The sequence below is a fragment of the Roseburia amylophila genome, from assembly GCF_025567465.1.
Classification (GTDB): Bacteria; Bacillota; Clostridia; order Lachnospirales; family Lachnospiraceae; genus Roseburia_C; species Roseburia_C amylophila.
In genome coordinates, this window is sequence record NZ_JAOQKI010000013.1 from 16032 (window position 1) to 37704 (window position 21673).

Below are 21673 nucleotides of genomic sequence, written 5' to 3' on the forward strand. Positions count from 1 at the left end.
GGACTATCATGAAGACTTTTTCAATTACAGATATCGGACAAAAGCGCAGCTCCAATCAGGACTATGTCTTTTCCTCTGAGCAGCCGATTGGTAATCTGCCAAATCTTTTCATTGTTGCAGATGGAATGGGAGGACATAAAGCGGGAGATTATGCTTCCAGATATACGGTAGAGACATTGGAGAAGCTGATTCGTGAGTCGACATTGTCAGAGCCGGCTGCAATTATTGAGTCTGCAGTAAAGCAGGCAAATACCATGCTGTTAGAGGAAGCGAATAACCATGAGGAAATGAAGGGAATGGGAACTACTCTGGTAATTTGTACCATTCATGACAACGTGCTTACGGTTGCCAATGTGGGAGACAGCAGACTATATGTAGTAAATCAGGAAATCAGGCAGATTACGAAAGACCATTCGCTGGTAGAAGAAATGGTGCGGATGGGTGAGATGGACAAAGAAACAGCCCGGAATCACCGTGATAAAAACATTATTACAAGGGCAATCGGAGCAGTCCCGGAAGTGGATGTGGATTTCTTTGAGATTAATCTGGATCCGGAAGATGAAATACTTATGTGTACCGATGGATTAACCAACATGGTAGAGGATGCAGATATCAGAAATATTATGCTCAGTCAGCGTGATATTGCAGAACAAGCAGAAAGACTGGTAAAGACTGCCAATGAAAATGGCGGTAAAGACAACATTACAGTAATTGTAATAAAACCATTTTCGGATGAGGTGAAAATATGTTAACAGAGGGAATGTTTATCGCAGAACGTTATGAAATTATTGGGAAAATAGGCGCAGGCGGAATGTCTGATGTTTATAAGGCAAAGGATCATGTCTTAGGACGTTTTGTGGCAATTAAGGTTTTAAAGCAGGAATTCAGTGAAGATGTTAATTTTGTGACAAAGTTCCGTACGGAGGCACAGTCAGCAGCAGGATTAGAGCATCCAAACATCGTAAATATCTATGATGTCGGAAGCGAAAACGGCATGCATTATATTGTCATGGAGTATGTGGATGGAATCACATTAAAGACATATATTGAGAAGAAAGGCAAACTGACTTACAAAGAAGCAGTCAGCATTGCCATTCAGGTAGGCAGAGGTATTGAGGCTGCACACAATAAGAATATTGTGCACCGTGATATCAAGCCACAGAATATTATTATTTCCACAGAAGGAAAAGTAAAGGTAACCGATTTTGGAATTGCCCGTGCAGCAACTTCCAACACCATTAATTCAGATGTTATGGGTTCCGTACATTATTCTTCTCCGGAGCAGGCAAGAAACGGTTTCGTAGATGGCAAGAGTGATATTTATTCTCTTGGAATTGTCATGTATGAAATGGTAACCGGAAGAGTTCCTTTTGATGGAGATACTACGGTTGCGGTAGCAATCCAGCATTTACAGGAAGAAATGGTTCCACCAACTGCGTATACACCGGACCTTCCAATCAGCTTAGAGAAGATTATTTTAAAATGTACCCAGAAGAACCCGGACCGCCGTTATGAGAATATGGGTGAACTGTTGATTGATTTAAAGAAATGTCTGATTAGTCCGAATGAAGATTTTGTTACCATGGTTCCACTTGGCAGCAATGATAAGACAAGAGTCATCGGACAGGATGAATTAGAGCAGATCCGGGAAGGCTCCGGAAAAGTTTCCTATGATGAAGAGGAAGAAGCAGGAGAGGAAGAAGAACCGGATGAGGATGAATTAACAGAGGATGAGGAGAAGGAGAATGGAATTCTCAATCCGAAGATGGAAAAAGCAGTTACTATTATGGGAATTGTCGCTGCAGTTATCATCGTAGGAATCGTCATTTGCCTGGTTGGTAATATCCTTGGAATTTTCCGATTTGGCGGCAACAAGAAAAATGATACCGAGACAGAGATTGCAACAGAAACCGAAACAGACACCGAAGATAAAATCGAAATGATTGATTTGCGTGGTCTTACTTTTGAAGAAGCACAGAATGAAATCAAAGATAAGAAGCTTGATATCAAGTTAGAAGAAGGCGAGGAGATTTCCTCTGATGATTATGAGGAAGGACAGATTGCCGAGCAGAGTGTGAAGAAGGGTGAATCTGTAAAGGCTGGCGATACCGTTACTGTCCGTATCAGCAGCGGAGCAGGAGATGTTCCGATTCCTGACGTAGCCGGTTATAAGTCTTCGGAAGCACAGAAAAAATTAGAGGATATGGGCTTTAAGGTAAGCACGGATTATGATTACAGCGATACCGTACAGCAGGATTATGTTATCAAGACTACACCAGATATCGGAACCAATGCGAAGAAGGGTGATACCATTACCCTGATTTTGAGCCGTGGTATTGAAAGCGTACAGGTACCGGATGTCAGAGGAAAATCAGAATCTGATGCGAAAAACGAATTAACCGGTGCAGGCTTAAATGTTACAACCAAGACCGATTACAGTGATGATGTGGCAGAAGGCCTTGTTATCAGTCAGGATCCGGTAAATGGTAAATTTGTTGACCGTGGAACAACCGTTACCCTGACCATCAGTTTGGGCAAGAAGACCACATATTATTCTTATAAGAGTGATACATTAGCAGTACCGCAGGATGGTAAGAATTACATTGGCGGAACCGTTACACTGAAAGGTTCTGATGGAAGTACCCTCTGGACAACAACCTTCGAGGGAACAACACCTGGTTCTGTGAATGTAGATAATATTAAAAATATGAGCAGCGGTACCCTTGAGGTTGACTGGACATATACCAACGAAGATGGTACAACAGGAACCAATGTGGTATCGACCTCTGTAAACTTTACTGAAAAATAAGGATGCACATGCAGGGAAAAATAGTCAAAGGAATTTCCGGATTCTACTACGTTCATGTAGTGGAATCCGGAATTTATGAATGTAAGGCAAAAGGAATATTCCGCCAGCAGAAGATGAAACCGCTGGTGGGAGACGATGTAGAGATTGATATTATTTCAGAAGAAAAGAAGACCGGAAATGTCGCAGCAATTCTTCCTAGAAAAAATGCACTGATTCGTCCGGCAGTTGCCAATGTGGATCAGGCTCTTTTGATTTTTGCGGCGGCAAGTCCCAATCCGAATTTTAATCTTTTAGACCGCTTTCTGGTAATGATGGGACGGCAGGATGTTCCGGTAATCCTTTGTTTTAATAAGTGTGATTTGATTACGGAGGAACAGCAGCAGGAGATTGCAGCTATTTATGAAGCAAGCGGCTGCAAGATACTTTTTGTCAGTGCAAAAAAGGAACTGGGACTGAAAGAACTTCAGGAAATATTAGAAGGAAAGACTACAACGGTAGCAGGACCTTCCGGAGTGGGAAAATCTTCACTTATTAATCTTTTGGCACCGGAAGCCTGTATGGAGACCGGTGAAATCAGTAAGAAGATAGAGCGCGGCCGTCATACCACAAGACATGCGGAACTGATTCAGCTTAAGGGCGACGGTTATATTATGGATACACCGGGATTTAGTTCTCTTTATCTTCCGGAAATGGAGAAGGAAGAATTGCAGGATTGTTATCCGGAGTTTGCAGCCTTTGAACCGTATTGCAGATTTCAGGGCTGTTCCCATATCAATGAGCCGGACTGCGGAGTCAAAGAAGCTTTATCAGAAGGAAAGATTCATCCGGTGCGTTATGAAAATTACTGCCAGCTCTATGGAGAATTAAAGGACAGAAAGAAGTATTAAATAATTAGAGTATCGAAAGAGAAGAGATAGAAAATAGGATATCGAAAATAAAGTACAGCCAAATAAGATACGAAAGAAATATCAGATACAGAAAGGAATCAGACGATGAATTGTTTATCCCCATCTATTTTATCAGCAGATTTTAGTAAATTAGGAGAAGAGATTAAGACGGTAGATGAAGCCGGGGCGCAGTACATTCATATCGATGTAATGGATGGAAGCTTTGTGCCAAGCATTTCTTTTGGAATGCCGGTAATCCGCTCCATTCGAAAATGCACCGATAAAATATTTGATGTTCATCTGATGATTGATGAGCCAATCCGTTATATTGATGAGCTGGTAGACTGTGGAGCCGATTTGATTACGGTGCATGCAGAAAGCTGTAAGCATTTAGACCGGACCATTGAAGCTATTAAGGAACGTGGCATCATTGCAGGAGTAGCATTAAATCCTGCTACACCATTAACTGCCATTGAACATATTTTAGAAAAAGTGGATATGGTATTAATTATGACAGTAAATCCGGGCTTTGGTGGACAGAAGCTGATTCCTTATACTATCGATAAAGTGCGTCAGTTAAAGAAAATGGTGCAGGAGCGGAAGCTGAAGCTTGATATTGAAGTGGATGGCGGCGTAAACCTTTCCAATGTTGAAACATTGATGGATGCAGGAGCAAATATTATTGTTGCCGGAAGCGCAGTTTTTGGCGGAGATGCGGAAGAGAACACCAGATGTTTCTTAAATCTCATTAATGGTGGTAAATAAGATGAAAACATTGATTATCAATGGCGGAACCATAGAGGATGCATTTGCATTAAGTTATATAGAGAGGGTAAAACCGGATTGTATCTTAGCAGCAGACCGTGGCATGGAATTCTGTTACCGCAATCAGATAAAACCGGATGTCATATTAGGAGATTATGATTCGGCAGATAAAACCATATTGGAAGCATTTCGACGGCAAAGCGGCATTGAGTGGCACCAGTATCAGCCGGAGAAGGATTATACCGATTCTGAAATTGCCATCGGAAAAGCTATGGAGCGAAACAGCAGTGAAATCCATATATTGGGCGGCACCGGCACAAGGCTTGACCATGTGTTAGGTAATATACAGCTTCTGATGCAGCCGCTGGCAAAAGACATTCCATGCTTTCTCATAGATTCCCATAACCGGATTCGCCTGTTGAAAGAGCGCGCGGTTCTTCGAAAGAGTCAGCAGTTCGGAAAGTATGTATCCTTACTTCCTCTTACAACAGAAGTAACCGGAGTAACATTGACCGGAATGAAATATCCTCTGCAGGATGCCGCATTTACCAGTGATAATACATTGGGCGTCAGCAATGAAATTGTAGAGGACGAAGCGGTGATAGATTTAAAAAACGGAATATTGATTATGATTGAATCAAGAGACTGATTTTTATGAGACTGAATTCTGTAGGACGGAAAGAGGTCTCTTTTTTGTTTGACAGAATAGCGGCACAGTCTGTCCGCCACAAATACATTATAAAGTCTGCTAGGAGCACTTGGAATTTCGTCCGACAACAGGCAACGCTGGCACAGGGAAGTGCCAGCGAGGCGCATTTGAACAAGGATGTGAATATGCGCCGGTTGCCGGAACTGATGAAAGATGCTATCGAAATTCTTAGTGCTCCGGCAGGCTTTATGCTTGTATTGGAGCGGATAGACTGTGCCATTATTCTTTTAACGGAAAGACCGTTTCTATCTTGACAAATCAAAAAAATATAGTACAATACAATTCATAGTAAATAAATAGGAAAAGGATGAAAAGAAAAAATGAACAGAAGTGTAAGAACAAAAATAACAGCACTCGGTCTTTGCGTAACATTAATGTTTACAGCACTGACAGGATGTGGAAATAAGGATACAAAGGAGAACTTAAGCACGGAGCAGCAGTCTGTGACAGAGGTAATTGAGAGTACAGAAAATGTGACAGAAGCAGGAAATGAAGTGACAGAGGGAGCCAGTGAAGAGAATCCGGTTACTTTTAAGGATGCACTGGGAAGAGATGTAACCGTAACTTCCCATGACCGTGTGGCAACCATGATTGGAAGCTTTGCAGATGTCTGGTTATTATCCGGTGGTGAACTGGTGGCAACAGCCAATGACTCCTGGGAGTCATTAGACCTTGACTTAGGAGATGATGTGGTAAATCTTGGAAGTATTCAGGAGCCAAATACAGAAGCATTGCTTGCCGCACAGCCGGATCTTGTAATTGCAAGCACCAATACTACTTCTAATGTGGAGATGGAAAATATGCTGACAGAAGCAGGCGTTACAGTAGCATATTTTGATGTATCTGATTTTGACGCATATCTTCAGATGTTAGACATTTGTACAGATATTACCGGAAGAAAAGATTTATATGAGAAAAACGGACTTGAAGTTCAGAAACAGATTGAAGAAATCAAGGCAAGGGTAGATGATTCCCATCCAAGCGTATTATTTTTACGTGCAGCAGCAAGTGGTGTAAAAGCCAAAGGAAGTGAAGGCAGCGTAGGTGGTGAGCTGTTAAAGGATTTGGGATGTGTGAATATTGCAGACAGCGACAGCGGATTATTGGACAATCTGAGCCTTGAAGCAATCGTAACCGCAGATCCGGATTATATTTTCGTGACTACACAGGGAACCGATACAGATGCGGCACTGGAAAATGTGCAGGAAACATTAACTGACAGTCCGGTATGGAGCAGTCTTACTGCAGTGAAAGAGAATCACTATTATGTACTGGATAAACGGCTTTACAACCTGAAACCAAATGCCCGCTGGGGAGAAGCGTATAAAGAACTGGCAGACATTTTATATCAGGAAAACTAAGACGCAGAAACTTAAGTGACAGAGTATAGGCAATAAAGGAGAAGCGGGATGGGATATTTTCCATTTTTTGTGGAACTAAAAGGAAAAAGAGGACTGATTGTCGGTGGCGGTATTGTAGCAGAACGCAAGGTAAGAAAGCTGCTGCCTTATGAACCGGAGCTTCTGGTTGTTGCACCAGAGATTGATGATGGAATCTGGAAACTTTCCGAAGAAATAAAAGAGAAAAGAAAAAAGAACGAAGATACGTCGGAACTTATTTTATCCGAGCGGGATTTTGAAACTACAAATCTGGAAAAAATGGATTTTGTTATTGCGGCAACCTCGGATGAAACATTGAATGCAAGGATTGCAAAGCTTTGTGAAGAGAGGAATATTCTGGTAAATGTTGTAGATGATAAGGAAAAATGTGGATTCCTGTTCCCGTCGCTGATTCGGGAAGGAAAGCTCAGTATCGGCATTTCTACCGAAGGAGCAAGTCCAAGAGTAGCAACCACGTTCCGTGCCCGGTTAAGCGCAGACATCCCGGAGCGGATGGAAGAAATCTTGGATTATCTTGAAAAGATTCGTCCTTTTGCAAAAATGGCAATCGAAGATGACAAAAAGAGAGCTGCTTTTCTGATGGAATTGGCAGATGTGTGTATGGGAAAAGGACGTCCCCTGACAGAAACTGAATGTGAAATTTTACTGGAAAATTATCAAAGCAAAACCCTAAAAGAAGCATTTGCAGATAAAGAAGCACTTTCGGATAAGGAGGCACAATCAGGAAAAGAAGCTTGTCCGGTCAGGAAAGTATCCCCAGGAAAGGTGGTTCTGGTGGGAGCCGGTTGTCTGTCCTATGAATACATAACACTGCGCGGCATGCAGGAAATCAGAAAAGCACAGGTGCTGATTTATGATGCGTTAATTGATACAAGGCTTCTTGATTTTACCATTGAAAACTGTGAAAAAATCTGTGTAGGAAAACGCAGTGGCAGACACAGCATGAAGCAGGAAGAGATTAATATGCTGCTGATAGAGAAGGCAAAAGAAGGTGCGCATGTTGTAAGGTTAAAAGGCGGTGACCCATTTGTCTTTGGCAGAGGAAATGAAGAAGTAGACGCACTGACGGAGGAAGGCATTGAAACAGAAGTAATTCCCGGCATTTCCTCCTGCATTGCAGTGCCGGAACTTGCCGGAATTCCGGTGACGGAGCGGAAGGTCAGCCGGAGCTTTCATGTAATGACCGGGCATTTTGCCGGAGATGAGGAATCATTAAAAGATGAGATTCACAAAATGGCTGCCATGGATGGAACCTGTGTCTTTCTAATGGGATACACAAGACTTGCGGAGATTGTAAGAGAATTACAAAACGGCGGTGCAGCGGCAGAGACACCGGTAGCAGTAATTCATGGAACTTCTGATGGAAGCAGCTGGGCAGCATATGGAACACTTCTTACCATCGAAAAAGAAGTGCAGGAGAAACAGATTCCAATGCCGGCAGTGATTGTGGTAGGAGATACCGTCCGTTTACCGGAGTAAGAAAAAGAAAAAAATTCAGGACTTTTCGGAAAAACGAAGTCCTGAAAAAATTTTCTTACAATTCCTATTGACCATATATGAATTATAGGGTATTATGGTAAATAGTTACAGGAAAGGAGAAAAAAGGAAATGGCGAAAATAGCACAATCTCTGACAGAATTAGTTGGTAATACACCAATACTGGAACTGAAAAACTACGAAGAAGCAAAGCATCTTCCGGCACACCTTTTAGCAAAGCTTGAGTATTTTAATCCATTGGGCAGCGTAAAAGACCGTGTGGCAGAAGCAATGATAGAACAGGGAATAAAAGACGGGCTGATTAATGACAAGACCGTTATTATAGAGCCGACCAGTGGCAATACCGGAATCGGGCTGGCATTTGTATGTGCGGCAAAGAAGCTGCATCTGATTTTAACCATGCCGGATACCATGAGTGTTGAGCGAAGAAAGATTGTAACAGCACTGGGAGCAGAAGTGGTACTGACCCAGGGACGGCTTGGCATGCGGGGCGCTATTGAGAAGGCAGCCCAGTTAAAAGAAGAATATGGAAATGCATTTATTCCGCAACAGTTTGAAAATCCGGTCAATCCAAAAATCCATGAGCTTACTACCGCAGAGGAAATCTGGCGGGATACAGATGGCAGGATAGATATTTTTGTAGCTTCTGTAGGAACCGGTGGAACACTGACCGGAACAGCAAGAGGCTTAAAGGCAAAGAAAGCAGACATTAAGATTGTGGCAGTAGAACCGGCAACTTCCGCCGTTCTTTCCGGAAAAGAACCGGGACCACATAAGATACAGGGAATCGGCGCAGGATTTATTCCGAAGGTTATGGATTTGTCACTGGTTGATGAGATTATTCCGGTAGATAATGATGTGGCATTTGATACCACAAGAGAAGTGGCAAAGACGGATGGACTCCTGATTGGAATCTCGTCCGGTGCAGTCTTACATGCAGCAGAAGAACTGGCAGGCAGACCGGATAATAAAGATAAAAATATTGTTATCTTAATGCCGGACAGCGGAGAGCGGTATTTATCCACCTCTTTATTCGAATTATAAAATCAATGAAAAGAGATAGAAAGGAAATGTTGGGTGACATGCAAAAGAGCAGAAAACAGCAGGGAAAGAAAACTACATATCGTTACCGCATGACTGCACTTTTACTTGCAGTCATGATGTTGCTGCTCAGTGGATGTGGCAGACAAAAGAGTGATGTCATTACCATAACCAATGTTTCCTATGACCCCACCAGAGAGTTTTATGAAGCATATAATAAAATGTTCATACAGCATTATGAAGTAGAAACCGGAAAAAAAGTGGAAGTCATCCAGTCTCATGGAGGCTCCGGCATGCAGGCACGTTCCGTAGTGGAAGGTTGTAATGCGGATGTGGTGACACTGGCACTGGCACATGACATTTCGTTGATAGAGGATACCGGATTGATTAATGAGGGCTGGATGGATCAGTTCCCGGATGAATCCGCACCATATACTTCAACCATTGTCTTTCTGGTACGAAAGGGAAATGAGAGAAATATCAAAGACTGGGATGATTTGATTCAACCGGGTGTTGAAGTAATCACACCGGACCCGAAGAGCAGCGGTGGTGCATGCTGGAACTTTCTGGCAGCATTAAGCTATGCGAAGGAAAAGGGTTACAGTGAAGCAGAACAAAAGAAATTTTTAAGAGAACTTTATGCCAACGTTTCCGTGATGGATTCCGGAGCAAGAGGTTCCACAACCACCTTTGTGGAAAATGGAAAAGGCGATGTTCTGATTGCATGGGAAAATGAAGCCATGACAGTACTTAAGAATTATCCGGGAGAATATGAACTGATTTCTCCGACGGTCAGTATCTTAGCACAGCCCAGTGTGGCAGTGGTAGATGATAATGTAGATTTCAATGGAACAAGAGATGTGGCAGAAGCATATTTATCTTATTTATATGAAGATGATGCACAGCGGCTCGCCGCAGAGAATGGTTACCGTCCATCCAATCAGGAAATTTTAAAGGAATATGAAGATACCTTTGATCTGACGATGACACTTTGGAGCATTGATGATTTTGGTGGTTGGGATCAGGCATACAAAGATTATTTTGATGATGATGCCTGGTTCGATGAGATATATAACTACTAGAAGAAGAGGCAAGTATGAAAAGACGATTCCGTAAAAATAAAAAAATCAGAGTCATACCGGGATTTCATTTAACGCTTGGAATTACAGTTACAATGCTTTCACTGATTGTGCTGATTCCACTGGCATCCGTAATGGTATATTCCTTAAAGTTATCTCCGTCAGAATTTTTCGGACTTCTGACCAAGTCAAATGTATTATATGCATTTGCCACCAGCATCGGATGTTCTTTCTTAGCAGCATGTATCAATGTTGTATTTGGTGTGATATTAGCCTGGACGCTGACCCGGTATGATTTTCCGGGAAAACGGATTTTAGATGGATTTATTGAACTTCCATTTGCACTGCCTACTGCAGTTGCGGGTATTACTTTATCAAAGATGTATTCCGACACCGGAATCATTGGAAAGCCGTTAGCAGCTCTTGGAATAAAAGTAGCATATACCCATGTGGGACTGGTCATTGCACTGGTATTTGTGGGAATTCCGTTTGTCGTGCGTTCTGTCCAGCCTGTATTGGAAAAATTGGATGGACAGTATGAAGAGGCAGCTTATATCCTTGGAGCAACACCTTCGAAAACATTTTTCAAAGTAATCTTATCTGAGATGAAACCGGCAATTTTAACCGGATTTGGACTGGCATTTGCCAGAGGGGTAGGAGAATATGGAAGTGTTATCTACATATCCGGTAATAGTGCCAAGGAGCATACACAGGTAATTTCCTATGTCATTATGCAGAAATTAAATTATATTGATTATGCCTCTGCAACAGCAATTGCACTGGTTATGTTAATCATATCATTCCTTATTTTATTTGCGGTAAATATCATTCAGATGAAGCAGGCACAACGCATGAATCAGTTATAGAAGGAGAAAAGTATGAACGAGCTTGAAAAACTGGAAAAAAGAAAAAAAAGTACGCGTCATATTCTGATTACAGTCAGTGTACTGTTCATATTCCTGATGCTGGTTCTTCCGCTGTTATGCATCATTGCAAGTTCCTTAAAAGAAGGATTTGCCTTTTACATGCAGTCCATCCGGACAGATTATGTAAAGAGTGCTTTAAAGGTAACTCTGATTGCAACAGTGGCAGCGGTGGTGATTAACATATTCTTTGGATTATGTGTTTCATGGCTTTTAACCAAGTTTTCCTTCCGAGGAAAACAGATGCTGGCAACCTTAATCGATATTCCGTTTTCCATTTCACCGGTTATCGTGGGACTGGCATTTTTGATGACATTTGGAAGACTGGGCTGGACATATCCATTTATCCGGGCAATCAACCAGTTCTTTGGAACGAATATCAGAATCGCTTTTGCAATTCCGGGCGTTATTTTAGCAACGGTATTTGTAACATTCCCTTATGTATCAAGGGAAGTGATTCCGGTTTTAAATGCCCAGGGCAAGGACGAAGAGGAAGCAGCAGCCCTGATGGGAGCCGGCGGACTGAAAATCTTTTTTAAGATTACATTTCCACAGATGAAATGGGCATTGCTCTATGGAGTCATCCTTTGTACATCGAGAGCGTTGGGAGAGTTCGGTGCGGTCAATGCTCTGTCAAAGACAAGAGGAGAGACCTTTACACTTCCACTGGAAATCGATGCATTATATATGTCGGGTACAGAGCAGTCCGTTACTGCAGCATTTGCAGTATCCTCGCTTTTGGTTATTCTGGCAGTTATTATATTATTCCTTCGAAATATTCTGGAATATCGGGCAAAAACAAGAAGGGAGAGTCGCTGATATGTATGTTGAAATGAAAGATATATGCAAACAATATGGCAGTTTTAAAGCTTCTGATCACGTCAGCTTTGGTATTGAAAAAGGAAAACTGGTGGCACTGCTTGGACCATCCGGCAGTGGAAAGACAACACTGCTTCGTATGATTGCAGGACTGGAAATCCCAAATTCCGGAGATATTTACATCGACGGAAAACGGGTCAATGATGTACCGGCTTCCAAACGAGGCATCGGATTTGTTTTTCAGAACTACGCATTGTTCCGCTATATGACGGTATATGACAATGTGGCATTTGGACTGGAGCTTCAGAAGGTGCCAAAGAAAGAAATTAAGAAGCGGGTAACGGAGCTTTTGGAGATTACCGGACTTTCCGGTGTGGAGAAGCGGTATCCGAACCAGTTGTCCGGCGGACAGCGGCAGAGAGTTGCTTTTGCAAGGGCATTGGCACCAAGACCACAGGTACTGCTTCTGGATGAACCGTTTGCAGCAATTGATGCCAAAGTTCGTTCGGAATTAAGACTCTGGCTTCGCAGTGTGGTTACAAAGCTTGGAATCACCAGCATTTTCGTAACCCATGACCAGGATGAAGCTGTTGAGGTGGCAGATGAGATTATCATTACTAATCACGGAACCATCGAACAGATTGGAACACCGGCAGAGATTTATAATACACCGGATACTCCGTTTGTAGCACAGTTTATCGGACGTTCTTCTCTGGTGGAACATTACGAAGAACTGCATGGATTTGATAAAATCGAGGGTGCAGCCAAAGCAGTCATCCGACCGGAATTTGTAAAGATACATAAATTTGGCAAAATTGACCGCTATATGAGTGCATCTCAGGATGGCATTGTAAAGGATATCGTATTCCGTGGAAACCGTCTGGATGTTACGGTAGACGTAGGCGGCATAGAGATAATCTGTGAATGGCCATTGGAAAAAGAAAGTCTTGAAATCGGAGAGAAGGTAAGCCTTTTGATTTACCGGTTATATGTACTGGATAAAGAGCGGACTTATCTCTGTGAAAATAAAGAAATGCAGGAGGATGATGTATTCTACATCTAAGTTGCTATGGAAATTAAGAACAGGAAAATATTGGATACAGACATTTTAATTATTGGCGGTGGAACCGCAGGCTGTTATGCAGCACTGACCATTGCAGAACAGTCCGATGCGAAAGTTATCATTGCAGAGAAAGCCAACATCAAAAGAAGCGGCTGTCTTGCAGCCGGAGTAAATGCCATTAATGCATATATCGTAGAGGGCAGAAAGCCGGAAGACTATGTGGATTATGCCAAAAAGGATGCAGACGGCATCGTAAGAGAGGATTTACTTCTTACCATGTCGGATGGCTTAAACCGTGTAACAGAGAAAATGGAGAAGATTGGTCTTGTCATTTTAAAAGATGAGAATGGTAAATATGTGGCAAGAGGAAACCGGAATATCAAAATCAACGGTGAGAATATCAAGCCGTTACTTGCTTCTGCAGTAGAAGCACTGCTGAATGTTACCATATTAAACCGGGTGGCAATTACCGATTATCTGGTAAAGGAGAACAGGATTTATGGTGCAGTGGGATTTTCCATTGAAAATGAGACAGCAGTAGAAATCCGGGCGAAGAAAGTGCTTTGTGCAACCGGTGGAGCATCCGGTCTTTACCGGCCGAACAATCCGGGATTCTCCAGACATAAGATGTGGTATCCGCCATTTAATACCGGAGCCGGTTATGCCATGGGAATTGAGTCGGGAGCAGAGATGACCACCTTTGAAATGCGTTTTATTGCACTGCGTTGCAAAGATACCATCGCACCGACCGGAACCATTGCACAGGGTGTGGGGGCAAAGCAGGTAAATGCTCTTGGCGAAGTATATGAGACAAAATACGGACTTACCACTTCACAGCGTGTGTATGGAACCGTAAAAGAGAATTTATTAGGACATGGTCCATGTTATCTTCGAACAGAAGGAATCAGTGCAGAGCAGGACGATTCCTTAAAGAAGGCTTATCTTAACATGGCACCGGGCCAGACCTTAAAATGGATTGAGCAGGGAAAGAACCCAAGTGAGCAGAATGTGGAAATCGAAGGAACCGAGCCGTATGTGGTAGGTGGACATACCGCCAGTGGTTACTGGGTTGACACCAGAAGAGAATCTACGATTCACGGGCTGTATGCAGCCGGAGATGTGGCAGGAGGCTGTCCACAGAAATATGTAACAGGAGCCATGGTCGAGGGCGAGATTGCAGCAAAGGCAATGGTAGAAGACCTTGCAAAAGAAAATGCTGCAAGCCATGAAATGACCGGAGAAGAGAAAGCATTCTGTGATAGCAGATTTGAAGAAAAAATAAAAGAGTATGATAAGATTTTAACAAATCAGTCTGGTTTATATGATACAGAACAGTTAGAGGAAGCTATGCAGAAGGTAATGGATACCTATGCAGGTGGAATCAGTAATCATTATCAGTTTAATGAAAACCAGCTGAATCTGGCAGAAGAGAAAATCGAAAAGTTAAAGGAACTTTCGAAGGAGCTTGGCGCTTCCAATATGCATGAGCTGATGTTTGTCTATGAGCTTAAGAACCGGCTGACGGTCTGTGAGACACTGATTTATCATCTGAGAGCCAGAAAGGAAACCCGCTGGCACAGTTTTGCAGAAAACTTAGATTATCCGGATAAGAGTGATGAGTGGTTAAAATATGTGAATACCAGAAAAGAAAATGGAAAAATCCAAGTGCTCTTCCGGGAATTAGTAAAGCGAGGTGAGACCTATGAGCATAGCTATTAATCAAAGCAAATGTGTGGGATGTGGCAGATGCAGTCAGGTCTGTCCGGGAACACTGATTGGAATGGGTTCTGACGGAAAGGCATGTATGCTGTATCCGAAGGACTGCTGGGGCTGTTGTTCCTGCATTAAGGAATGTAAGGTAGATGCCATAGCACTTTACTTGGGTGCAGATATGGGCGGCATGGGAAGTAAGATGAGTGTAGCAAGCCGGGAACAATATCTGGACTGGAAGATAGAGAAACGGGATGGCAGCGTAGAAACCATCGTTATTGACAGAAAACAATCGAATCAATATTAATAAATCGCCACATGGTGGCAGAAAGAGGTAAGTATGGGTGAATTATCACATTTGGATGAACTGGAAGCAGAAGCAATTTACATCATAAGAGAGGTGGCCGCAGAGTGCGAGAAGCCGGTTATGCTTTACTCCATTGGAAAAGACAGCTCCGTAATGCTGCATCTTGCCATGAAAGCATTTTATCCGGAGAAGCCGCCATTTCCATTCCTGCATGTAAATACCACATGGAAATTCAAGGAAATGATTCAATTCCGTGATGAGACAGCAAAGAAGTTTGGCATTGAAATGTTAGAGTATATCAATGAAGATGGTGTAAAGAAGGGGATTAACCCATTCGACCATGGCTCTGCATATACCGACATCATGAAAACACAGGCATTGAAACAGGCACTAAATAAATATGGATTTACTGCAGCATTTGGCGGTGGCAGACGAGACGAGGAAAAATCCCGTGCAAAGGAAAGAATTTTCTCATTCCGTAATGAAAATCATGCCTGGGACCCGAAGAACCAGAGACCGGAAATGTGGAAGCTTTACAACGCTAAAATCAATAAAGGCGAAAGCATTCGAGTATTCCCGATTTCCAACTGGACAGAGACTGATATCTGGCAGTATATCAAACGTGAAAAAATTGACATTGTACCACTATATTTTGCAGCAGTGCGTCCGGTAGTATATCGTGATGGAAACATTATCATGGTGGATGATGACCGTATGCGTCTGCTTCCGGGAGAAGAAATCCAGTACAAGAGTGTACGTTTCCGTACCTTAGGATGCTATCCTTTGACCGGAGGAACAGAGTCAACAGCAACTACATTGGATGAAATTATCGATGAGACTTTAAGTGCAGTATCTTCCGAGAGAACTACCCGTGTCATTGATAACGAAGCAGCAGGCAGTATGGAAAGAAGAAAGAGAGAGGGGTATTTCTAAGATGAGTGGATTATTAAAATTTATTACATGCGGTAGTGTGGATGACGGAAAGTCCACTTTGATTGGACACATTCTTTATGATGCAAAGCTTTTGTATACAGACCAGGAAAAAGCACTGGAATTAGATTCCAAAGTAGGAAGCCGCGGTGGAGCAATTGACTATTCTCTTCTGTTGGACGGACTGATGGCAGAGCGTGAGCAGGGTATTACCATTGACGTAGCATACCGTTATTTTACAACAGACAACAGAAGCTTTATCGTAGCAGATACACCGGGTCATGAAGAGTACACCAGAAACATGGCGGTTGGTGCATCCTTTGCAGACCTTGCAGTTATCTTAATTGATGCAAAACAGGGGGTACTGGTACAGACCAGAAGACATGCCAGAATCTGTGCATTAATGGGAATCAAGTTCTTTGTATTTGCAGTAAACAAAATGGATCTGGTAGACTACAGCGAAGAGCGTTTCAAAGAAATCGAAGCACAGATTAAAGAATTAGCAGACGAACTGAAGTTAGAGAGCATTTACATTATTCCGGTTTCTGCAACAGAAGGTGATAATGTAACAACCAAATCCGATAAAATTAGCTGGTACAAGGGAGAGGCATTGCTTCCATACCTTGAAAAAGTAGATGTAACAGAGAAGAAGCAGGAAGAGGGCTTCTATATGCCGGTACAGAGAGTGTGCCGTCCGGACCATACTTTCCGTGGATTCCAGGGACAGATTGAATCCGGTGAAGTAAAAGTCGAAGACGAAATCGTTACCCTGCCAAGCAATGAGCGTGCGCATATCAAGAGCATTTTAGTAGGAGATAAAGACAGCCAGAGTGCCTTTATGGGACAGCCGGTTACACTGCAGCTTGATAAAGAAGTAGACGTATCCAGAGGCTGTGTCATTGCATCCGGCAATAATCTGCCAATCAGCAAATCCTTCACTGCAACCATTCTCTGGATGGATGATGAGGAGCTGACACCGGGAACCGATTATCTGGTAAAACTTGGAACAAAGCAGATTCCTGGTATCTTAAAGAACATCCAGTACAAGATTGATGTAAATACCGGTGAATTTATTCCGGCAGGACAGCTTAAGAAAAATGAGATTGCAGTCTGTGACCTTGATTTGCAGGAGCCGGTTGTCATTGATGAATTCAAAAAGCATAAGACTTTAGGAGAGCTGATTCTGATTGACCGTATTTCCAATATGACTTCTGCCTGCGGTGTAGTAGAAGATGCTGCCGTAGATGAGAGCAAGGATTTAAAAGCAGCTTTTGTATATGGAAGCCTTAAGGGAAATGGAGACATTTTTGAAGAGTTCTATTATAACCTTGAGAGCATGACGATTGCCAAGGTACGTCCGGTTCAGAAGACCTATACCATTGGAGATGAAATCCCGGTAAGCGGAGAAAGCTATCAGTATCCGGATGACTTCGATATTGTCATCTTAAGAGAAAGAATCTTTGTACAGGTTCGTGGACGCAAGGTAGAAAAGATTGCGCCGCTGGCAGAATATCAGTACAGCAATGTTCCGGTTATCAATGGAAGAGGCTTTGCCGTTGCCATTACATCTGCACAGGATGCACAGGCATTCTTAGACGAGCTGGCTGCAGCAGGTGAAAAACCATCCAGCGACTTCTTCAATAAGTGGTTACATTTTGAGACTTATCGTAAGATTATTTTCAAGGATGAAATCTGGTTATAAAAATAAGAAAGCTGTACTTCGGTGGAAAATACCAATCGTCTGGAGTATTACATCTAAAGTGATGCAGTTAAAGTACATGTGCGCAAACGTTTACATGGAAAATGATAAAAATGAGAAGAAAATAGTTACAAAAACAGAAAAATGTTTTATCTTTGTAAAGATTATATAAATTCTATTAAATTAGATTAAAATATTCCGCAGAGTACTTGTGCTCTTCGGAATATTTTTGATATTATATCTTAAGTAAAATCAGTTCATAATAATATTCGTTATTCATCTATTATGCAGGCGTGTTGAACTGTCTGCATTCGTGATAATCTTATATTCATATTTTCAGAATCTTTTTATCCAAAATATTTATTTAACAGGGGGAAAATACTTGGCAGATAAGGATTTGGCAGAAAAATATCTGGAATCATTTTCGGATGTTTTTGCTGACATATATAATGTATTACTTTTTCGAAAGGAGATTCTTTTGGAAGAAGGATTGGAAGAGGGACCAACGGAAAGCATCTATAAGGTGGAAGAAAACAATTTTCGGAATCAGTTTCGGGATACTGTGAAATTATATAAGAATGGGTTATACAAAGTGGCATCTTTTGGGATTGAAAATGAAAGTCGGATAGACCAAAATATGCCCATCCGGATTATGGGGTATGATTATGCCGTGTATCGGGTGCAGATTGACCGTGAGGAAGAACGAAAATATCCGGCAATTACAATTGTTTTAAATTTCAGTGATACAGAATGGAAAAGTCCGAATGCATTATTTGATATTTTAGATGTTTCTCCGGAACTAAGACCTTATGTAAATGATTATAAAATATTTGTTTTTAATATTGCATTTTTGCCGGAGAAAGTCCGAAAAGAGTTTAAAAGTGATTTTAAAATAGTAGCAGATTTTTTTGCAGAAAAACGTCTCGGAAGATATAATCCTAAGGAACATCCGGAGGCAATCTGCCATGTAGAAGCGGTTTTGAATCTGCTTCGGGTGTTTACAAATGATAAAACCTATGTCAAAATAGAGAAAACAGTAGCAGAACGTGTGAAAGCAGGAGAGGTGATTACAATGTGTACATTTGCAGAAGAGATGACCAATAAAGGAATAGAAATTGGCGAAGCGCAGGGCATTAAAATAGGCGAAGCCAGAGAAAAAATCAGTGTTGCAAGAAACCTTTTAGATCTCCTGACAGATGAAATAATCGCAGAAAAGGTCGGACTGGAGCTTGCTACGGTGAAAGAACTCAGAGAAGGAACAAAGTAGAGGCATAAGAAATGGATAAAATAGCAGCACCAACTCCGGAACAGTTAAAAAAGCAGGAAGCGTTAAAACAATATTTTGAAAAATTAGGCAGCGTGGCAGTTGCATTCTCAAGTGGTGTGGATTCCACCTATCTTTTGAAAGTGGCGCATGATGTATTGGGAGAGCGGGCAATTGCAGTAACTGCGTCCTCCTGTTCATTTCCAAAGAGAGAGTTAGGGGAAGCAGAAGCATTTTGCCGGAAAGAAAATATAAGACATTTTATTACAGAATCGGAAGAACTTGAAATCGAAGGATTTGCACAGAATCCTAAGAACCGCTGTTATCTTTGCAAGCATGAATTATTTGAAAAGATATTAAAGATTGCAGAAGAACAGAAAATTGCCTATGTGGTGGAAGGCTCTAACCTTGATGATAACGGAGATTATCGTCCGGGATTAAAAGCAGTGGCAGAGCTTGGAATAAAAAGTCCGCTCAGAGACTGTGGTTTTACCAAGCAGGATATCCGTGTTCTTTCGAAGGCATTGAATCTTTCAACTTGGGAAAAGCAGTCCTTTGCCTGTCTGTCATCCCGGTTTGTCTATGGAGAGACCATATCCGAAGAGAAACTTACAATGGTGGATAAAGCGGAACAATTATTACTGGATTTAGGTTTTCATCAGGTGAGGGTAAGAATTCATGGAATGATGGCAAGAATTGAGATTGAGCCGGAAGAATTTTCGAAGCTGATGGAAAAGGAGAACCGGGAGAGAATTGCAAAAGCTTTCCGGGAATATGGATTTACCTATGTAACCTTAGACCTTTGCGGTTACCGGATGGGAAGTATGAATGAAACATTGGAAAAGTAAGGAACTTACTCAAAGAAGTAGTAAGTTCCTTCCGCATCAGAGAACGTCTTAAGTGAAGTATGAAATACTTTATTTAAGACGTTTTTTTGTACGCATTCATCCGGAGTGCCCTGAAAGCAGATGGCACCGGATTCCATGACGATAAGTTTGTCTGAAATAGTAAGTGCCTTGGCAAGGTCGTGCAGCACCAAAAGAATTGTTTTTCCCTGTGCCTTTAAGATTGGAAGCATCCGGTAGAAATTATTCTGGCTTACCAAGTCTAAGAAGGTAGTCGGTTCATCCAAAATAATCGTATCGCAGTTCTGGGCTAAAGTCATGGCAAAGAAGACGCGCTGTCTTATTCCGCCGGAAAGAGTGTCAGTTGCAACGTTACGGTAATCCGTAATATGGGTAAATTCCATGGCATCTTCCACCAGTCTGCGGTCTTCTTCGGTGAGGCGTCTCGAAAAACCAAGATATGGAAAGCGTCCATGCTCCACTAAGGTATGAACAGGAAGAGCAGGAATTACTTCGCGAATCTGCGGTAAAAATGCAATTTTCTGGGCACGAAGGTGTCCATTCATATGATAAATATCTTCGCCATCTAATGTGATAGAGCCGTTAAAAAGCTGGCTGGATTTATTTAATACGGAAATCAGCGTTGTTTTGCCACAGCCATTTGGTCCTACGATGGTTGTGATGCTGCCGGTAGGAATTTCAACGGACAGATTTTTAATCAGAGGCACCTTGTGGTAGCCAATGGAAACGGAATCAAATTTAAGCATGGACTCTGCGGCCTCCTTTCTTTCCTAATAAAAGATATAAGAAAAACGGTCCGCCAACAAAAGAAAGAATAATGCCGGCAGGAAGTTCATATGGTGCGGCAATAACACGACCAAGAGTGTCACAAAAGAGGACGAAACTTGCACCTAAGAGAGCACAAAGGGGAACTAAAAGCCGCATATCATTCCCGAAGAGCCGTCTTGCAATATGAGGAACAATCAGCCCGACGAAGCTTAAAAGTCCTGCATAGCTTACCACACAGCCTGCCAGTATACTGGAAAGCATCAACAGCAGAAAACGGAGCAGCGATACCGGAATGCCAAGGGAGCGGGCAACATCTTCTCCAAGACTCAGAACATTCATGTGGCTTCCGAAAAAGCAGGAGATGATAACTGCAATGACAATGGCAATGCCGGGAGCAAAAAGCGTTTTTGTGGTGACATCAGAAAGAGAACCAATCATAAAGGTAGTGAGGTTTAAAGTGATATCATCACTTAATAATTTTACCGTATTAATTCCGGCACTTAAAAAAGAAGAAACGGTAATGCCGGCAAGAATGATGGTAGTACGTTTGCTGTCTGCCATATATGCCAGAGCAAAAATAAGAAGTGTCGTAAGGAAAGCTCCGGTAAAAGCAAAAATGGCATTATGGGCTGCACGGCCATGGAAGAGGGCAAGTCCAATCATAACGGCAAATCCGGCTCCGGAATTGACACCAATGGTATTCGGGCTGGCAAGGGAATTATTCATAACAGTCTGTAAGATAACTCCGGCGCAGGATAAACCCATGCCGGCAGCAATGGCGCCAAACATCCTTGGAATTCTGATATGAAAAAGTAAGAGACCTGTGACAGAAGTCCGGTCATTTTGAATCAGACAGGATAAAATCTCTTTCGGATTTAATAAAACACTGCCGAAAAAAAGACTTGCTGACATCATAAGAAGCAGCAGGAAAAACATTCCGGCAAAAGATAAAATGATTTTTTTTCTCGTGTACATAGGAAATCCTTTCCGTTATTCCAGAAATATGTATTGTGTTTCCTGAAAAGTATTGTTGCAAGAACCCCCCTATTTATGCGGCTTGCGTGAATAAAATAACATATTCTGAGAGAAATAACAATGCTCTGATAAATTAGTATTGACAAATTAGAAAAATATAGT

Annotated in this window: 21 protein-coding genes; 19 read left to right on the forward strand and 2 right to left on the reverse strand. The window is 42.1% G+C overall.

The annotated features are described in order from the left end of the window. The first annotated feature begins 8 nt into the window (after positions 1 to 8). From OCV43_RS09370 to larE, 19 genes are all read left to right on the forward strand, one after another. On the forward strand, positions 9 to 752 hold the full coding sequence (locus OCV43_RS09370) for a Stp1/IreP family PP2C-type Ser/Thr phosphatase (RefSeq protein WP_022243173.1): 744 nt from the start codon (positions 9 to 11) through the stop codon (positions 750 to 752). Next, positions 746 to 2809 carry a Stk1 family PASTA domain-containing Ser/Thr kinase gene (gene pknB / locus OCV43_RS09375; RefSeq protein ID WP_262623937.1) on the forward strand — a complete coding sequence of 688 codons (2064 nt, stop codon included), beginning with the start codon at positions 746 to 748 and terminating at the stop codon, positions 2807 to 2809. Before OCV43_RS09370 ends, pknB begins: the two co-directional genes overlap by 7 nt. Before the next feature lie 8 nt (positions 2810 to 2817). After that, positions 2818 to 3696 carry a ribosome small subunit-dependent GTPase A gene (rsgA, locus tag OCV43_RS09380; protein WP_262623938.1) on the forward strand — a complete coding sequence of 293 codons (879 nt, stop codon included), beginning with the start codon at positions 2818 to 2820 and terminating at the stop codon, positions 3694 to 3696. A gap of 105 nt (positions 3697 to 3801) precedes the next feature. Continuing rightward, on the forward strand, positions 3802 to 4461 hold the full coding sequence (gene rpe / locus OCV43_RS09385; protein WP_022243170.1) for a ribulose-phosphate 3-epimerase: 660 nt from the start codon (positions 3802 to 3804) through the stop codon (positions 4459 to 4461). A gap of 1 nt (position 4462) precedes the next feature. Next, on the forward strand, positions 4463 to 5110 hold the full coding sequence (locus tag OCV43_RS09390; RefSeq protein ID WP_118172907.1) for a thiamine diphosphokinase: 648 nt from the start codon (positions 4463 to 4465) through the stop codon (positions 5108 to 5110). Between the two features lie 44 nt (positions 5111 to 5154). Further along, positions 5155 to 5424, forward strand: coding sequence for a hypothetical protein (locus OCV43_RS09395; protein WP_262623939.1), 270 nt, complete (start codon positions 5155 to 5157; stop codon positions 5422 to 5424). Between the two features lie 66 nt (positions 5425 to 5490). Beyond that, a complete protein-coding gene (locus tag OCV43_RS09400; protein WP_262623940.1) occupies positions 5491 to 6531 on the forward strand; it encodes an ABC transporter substrate-binding protein in 1041 nt (346 codons plus the stop codon). A 48-nt stretch (positions 6532 to 6579) separates the two neighbouring features. Beyond that, on the forward strand, positions 6580 to 8049 hold the full coding sequence (gene cobA, locus OCV43_RS09405; RefSeq protein ID WP_227700225.1) for a uroporphyrinogen-III C-methyltransferase: 1470 nt from the start codon (positions 6580 to 6582) through the stop codon (positions 8047 to 8049). Positions 8050 to 8178: 129 nt separating this feature from the next. Then, a complete protein-coding gene (gene cysK / locus OCV43_RS09410) occupies positions 8179 to 9111 on the forward strand; it encodes a cysteine synthase A (protein ID WP_227709386.1) in 933 nt (310 codons plus the stop codon). 89 nt (positions 9112 to 9200) lie between these two features. Next, complete coding sequence (locus tag OCV43_RS09415) at positions 9201 to 10190, forward strand: sulfate ABC transporter substrate-binding protein (RefSeq protein WP_262623974.1); 990 nt, start codon at positions 9201 to 9203, stop codon at positions 10188 to 10190. Positions 10191 to 10204: 14 nt separating this feature from the next. Beyond that, positions 10205 to 11053: a sulfate ABC transporter permease subunit CysT gene (gene cysT / locus OCV43_RS09420; protein ID WP_262623941.1), complete on the forward strand. Its 849-nt coding sequence runs from the start codon at positions 10205 to 10207 to the stop codon at positions 11051 to 11053. A gap of 12 nt (positions 11054 to 11065) precedes the next feature. Continuing rightward, positions 11066 to 11929: a sulfate ABC transporter permease gene (locus OCV43_RS09425; RefSeq protein ID WP_262623942.1), complete on the forward strand. Its 864-nt coding sequence runs from the start codon at positions 11066 to 11068 to the stop codon at positions 11927 to 11929. 1 nt (position 11930) lies between these two features. After that, positions 11931 to 12992 carry an ABC transporter ATP-binding protein gene (locus tag OCV43_RS09430; RefSeq protein WP_262623943.1) on the forward strand — a complete coding sequence of 354 codons (1062 nt, stop codon included), beginning with the start codon at positions 11931 to 11933 and terminating at the stop codon, positions 12990 to 12992. Between the two features lie 6 nt (positions 12993 to 12998). Beyond that, positions 12999 to 14711: an adenylyl-sulfate reductase subunit alpha gene (locus OCV43_RS09435; RefSeq protein ID WP_262623944.1), complete on the forward strand. Its 1713-nt coding sequence runs from the start codon at positions 12999 to 13001 to the stop codon at positions 14709 to 14711. Further along, complete coding sequence (locus tag OCV43_RS09440) at positions 14695 to 15009, forward strand: 4Fe-4S dicluster domain-containing protein (protein ID WP_117698501.1); 315 nt, start codon at positions 14695 to 14697, stop codon at positions 15007 to 15009. The genes OCV43_RS09435 and OCV43_RS09440 overlap by 17 nt, the downstream gene beginning before the upstream one ends. A 33-nt stretch (positions 15010 to 15042) precedes the next feature. Next, positions 15043 to 15942: a sulfate adenylyltransferase subunit CysD gene (cysD, locus tag OCV43_RS09445; RefSeq protein WP_262623945.1), complete on the forward strand. Its 900-nt coding sequence runs from the start codon at positions 15043 to 15045 to the stop codon at positions 15940 to 15942. A 1-nt stretch (position 15943) separates the two neighbouring features. Then, complete coding sequence (locus tag OCV43_RS09450; RefSeq protein WP_262623975.1) at positions 15944 to 17641, forward strand: sulfate adenylyltransferase subunit 1; 1698 nt, start codon at positions 15944 to 15946, stop codon at positions 17639 to 17641. Between the two features lie 379 nt (positions 17642 to 18020). Further along, entirely contained in the window at positions 18021 to 18905 is an 885-nt protein-coding gene (locus tag OCV43_RS09455; protein WP_262623946.1) for an Rpn family recombination-promoting nuclease/putative transposase, read from the forward strand. Between the two features lie 11 nt (positions 18906 to 18916). Then, positions 18917 to 19750 (forward strand): ATP-dependent sacrificial sulfur transferase LarE, encoded by an 834-nt coding sequence (gene larE, locus OCV43_RS09460; protein WP_262623947.1) that lies wholly within the window; start codon positions 18917 to 18919, stop codon positions 19748 to 19750. A gap of 5 nt (positions 19751 to 19755) precedes the next feature. Here the strand turns inward: larE and OCV43_RS09465 are convergent, their stop codons facing one another. Together OCV43_RS09465 and OCV43_RS09470 are read right to left on the reverse strand one after the other, a co-directional pair. Further along, positions 19756 to 20514 carry an ABC transporter ATP-binding protein gene (locus OCV43_RS09465; protein WP_262623948.1) on the reverse strand — a complete coding sequence of 253 codons (759 nt, stop codon included), beginning with the start codon at positions 20512 to 20514 and terminating at the stop codon, positions 19756 to 19758. Further along, positions 20507 to 21511, reverse strand: coding sequence for a FecCD family ABC transporter permease (locus OCV43_RS09470; RefSeq protein WP_262623949.1), 1005 nt, complete (start codon positions 21509 to 21511; stop codon positions 20507 to 20509). Before OCV43_RS09470 ends, OCV43_RS09465 begins: the two co-directional genes overlap by 8 nt. Positions 21512 to 21673 lie beyond the last annotated feature (162 nt).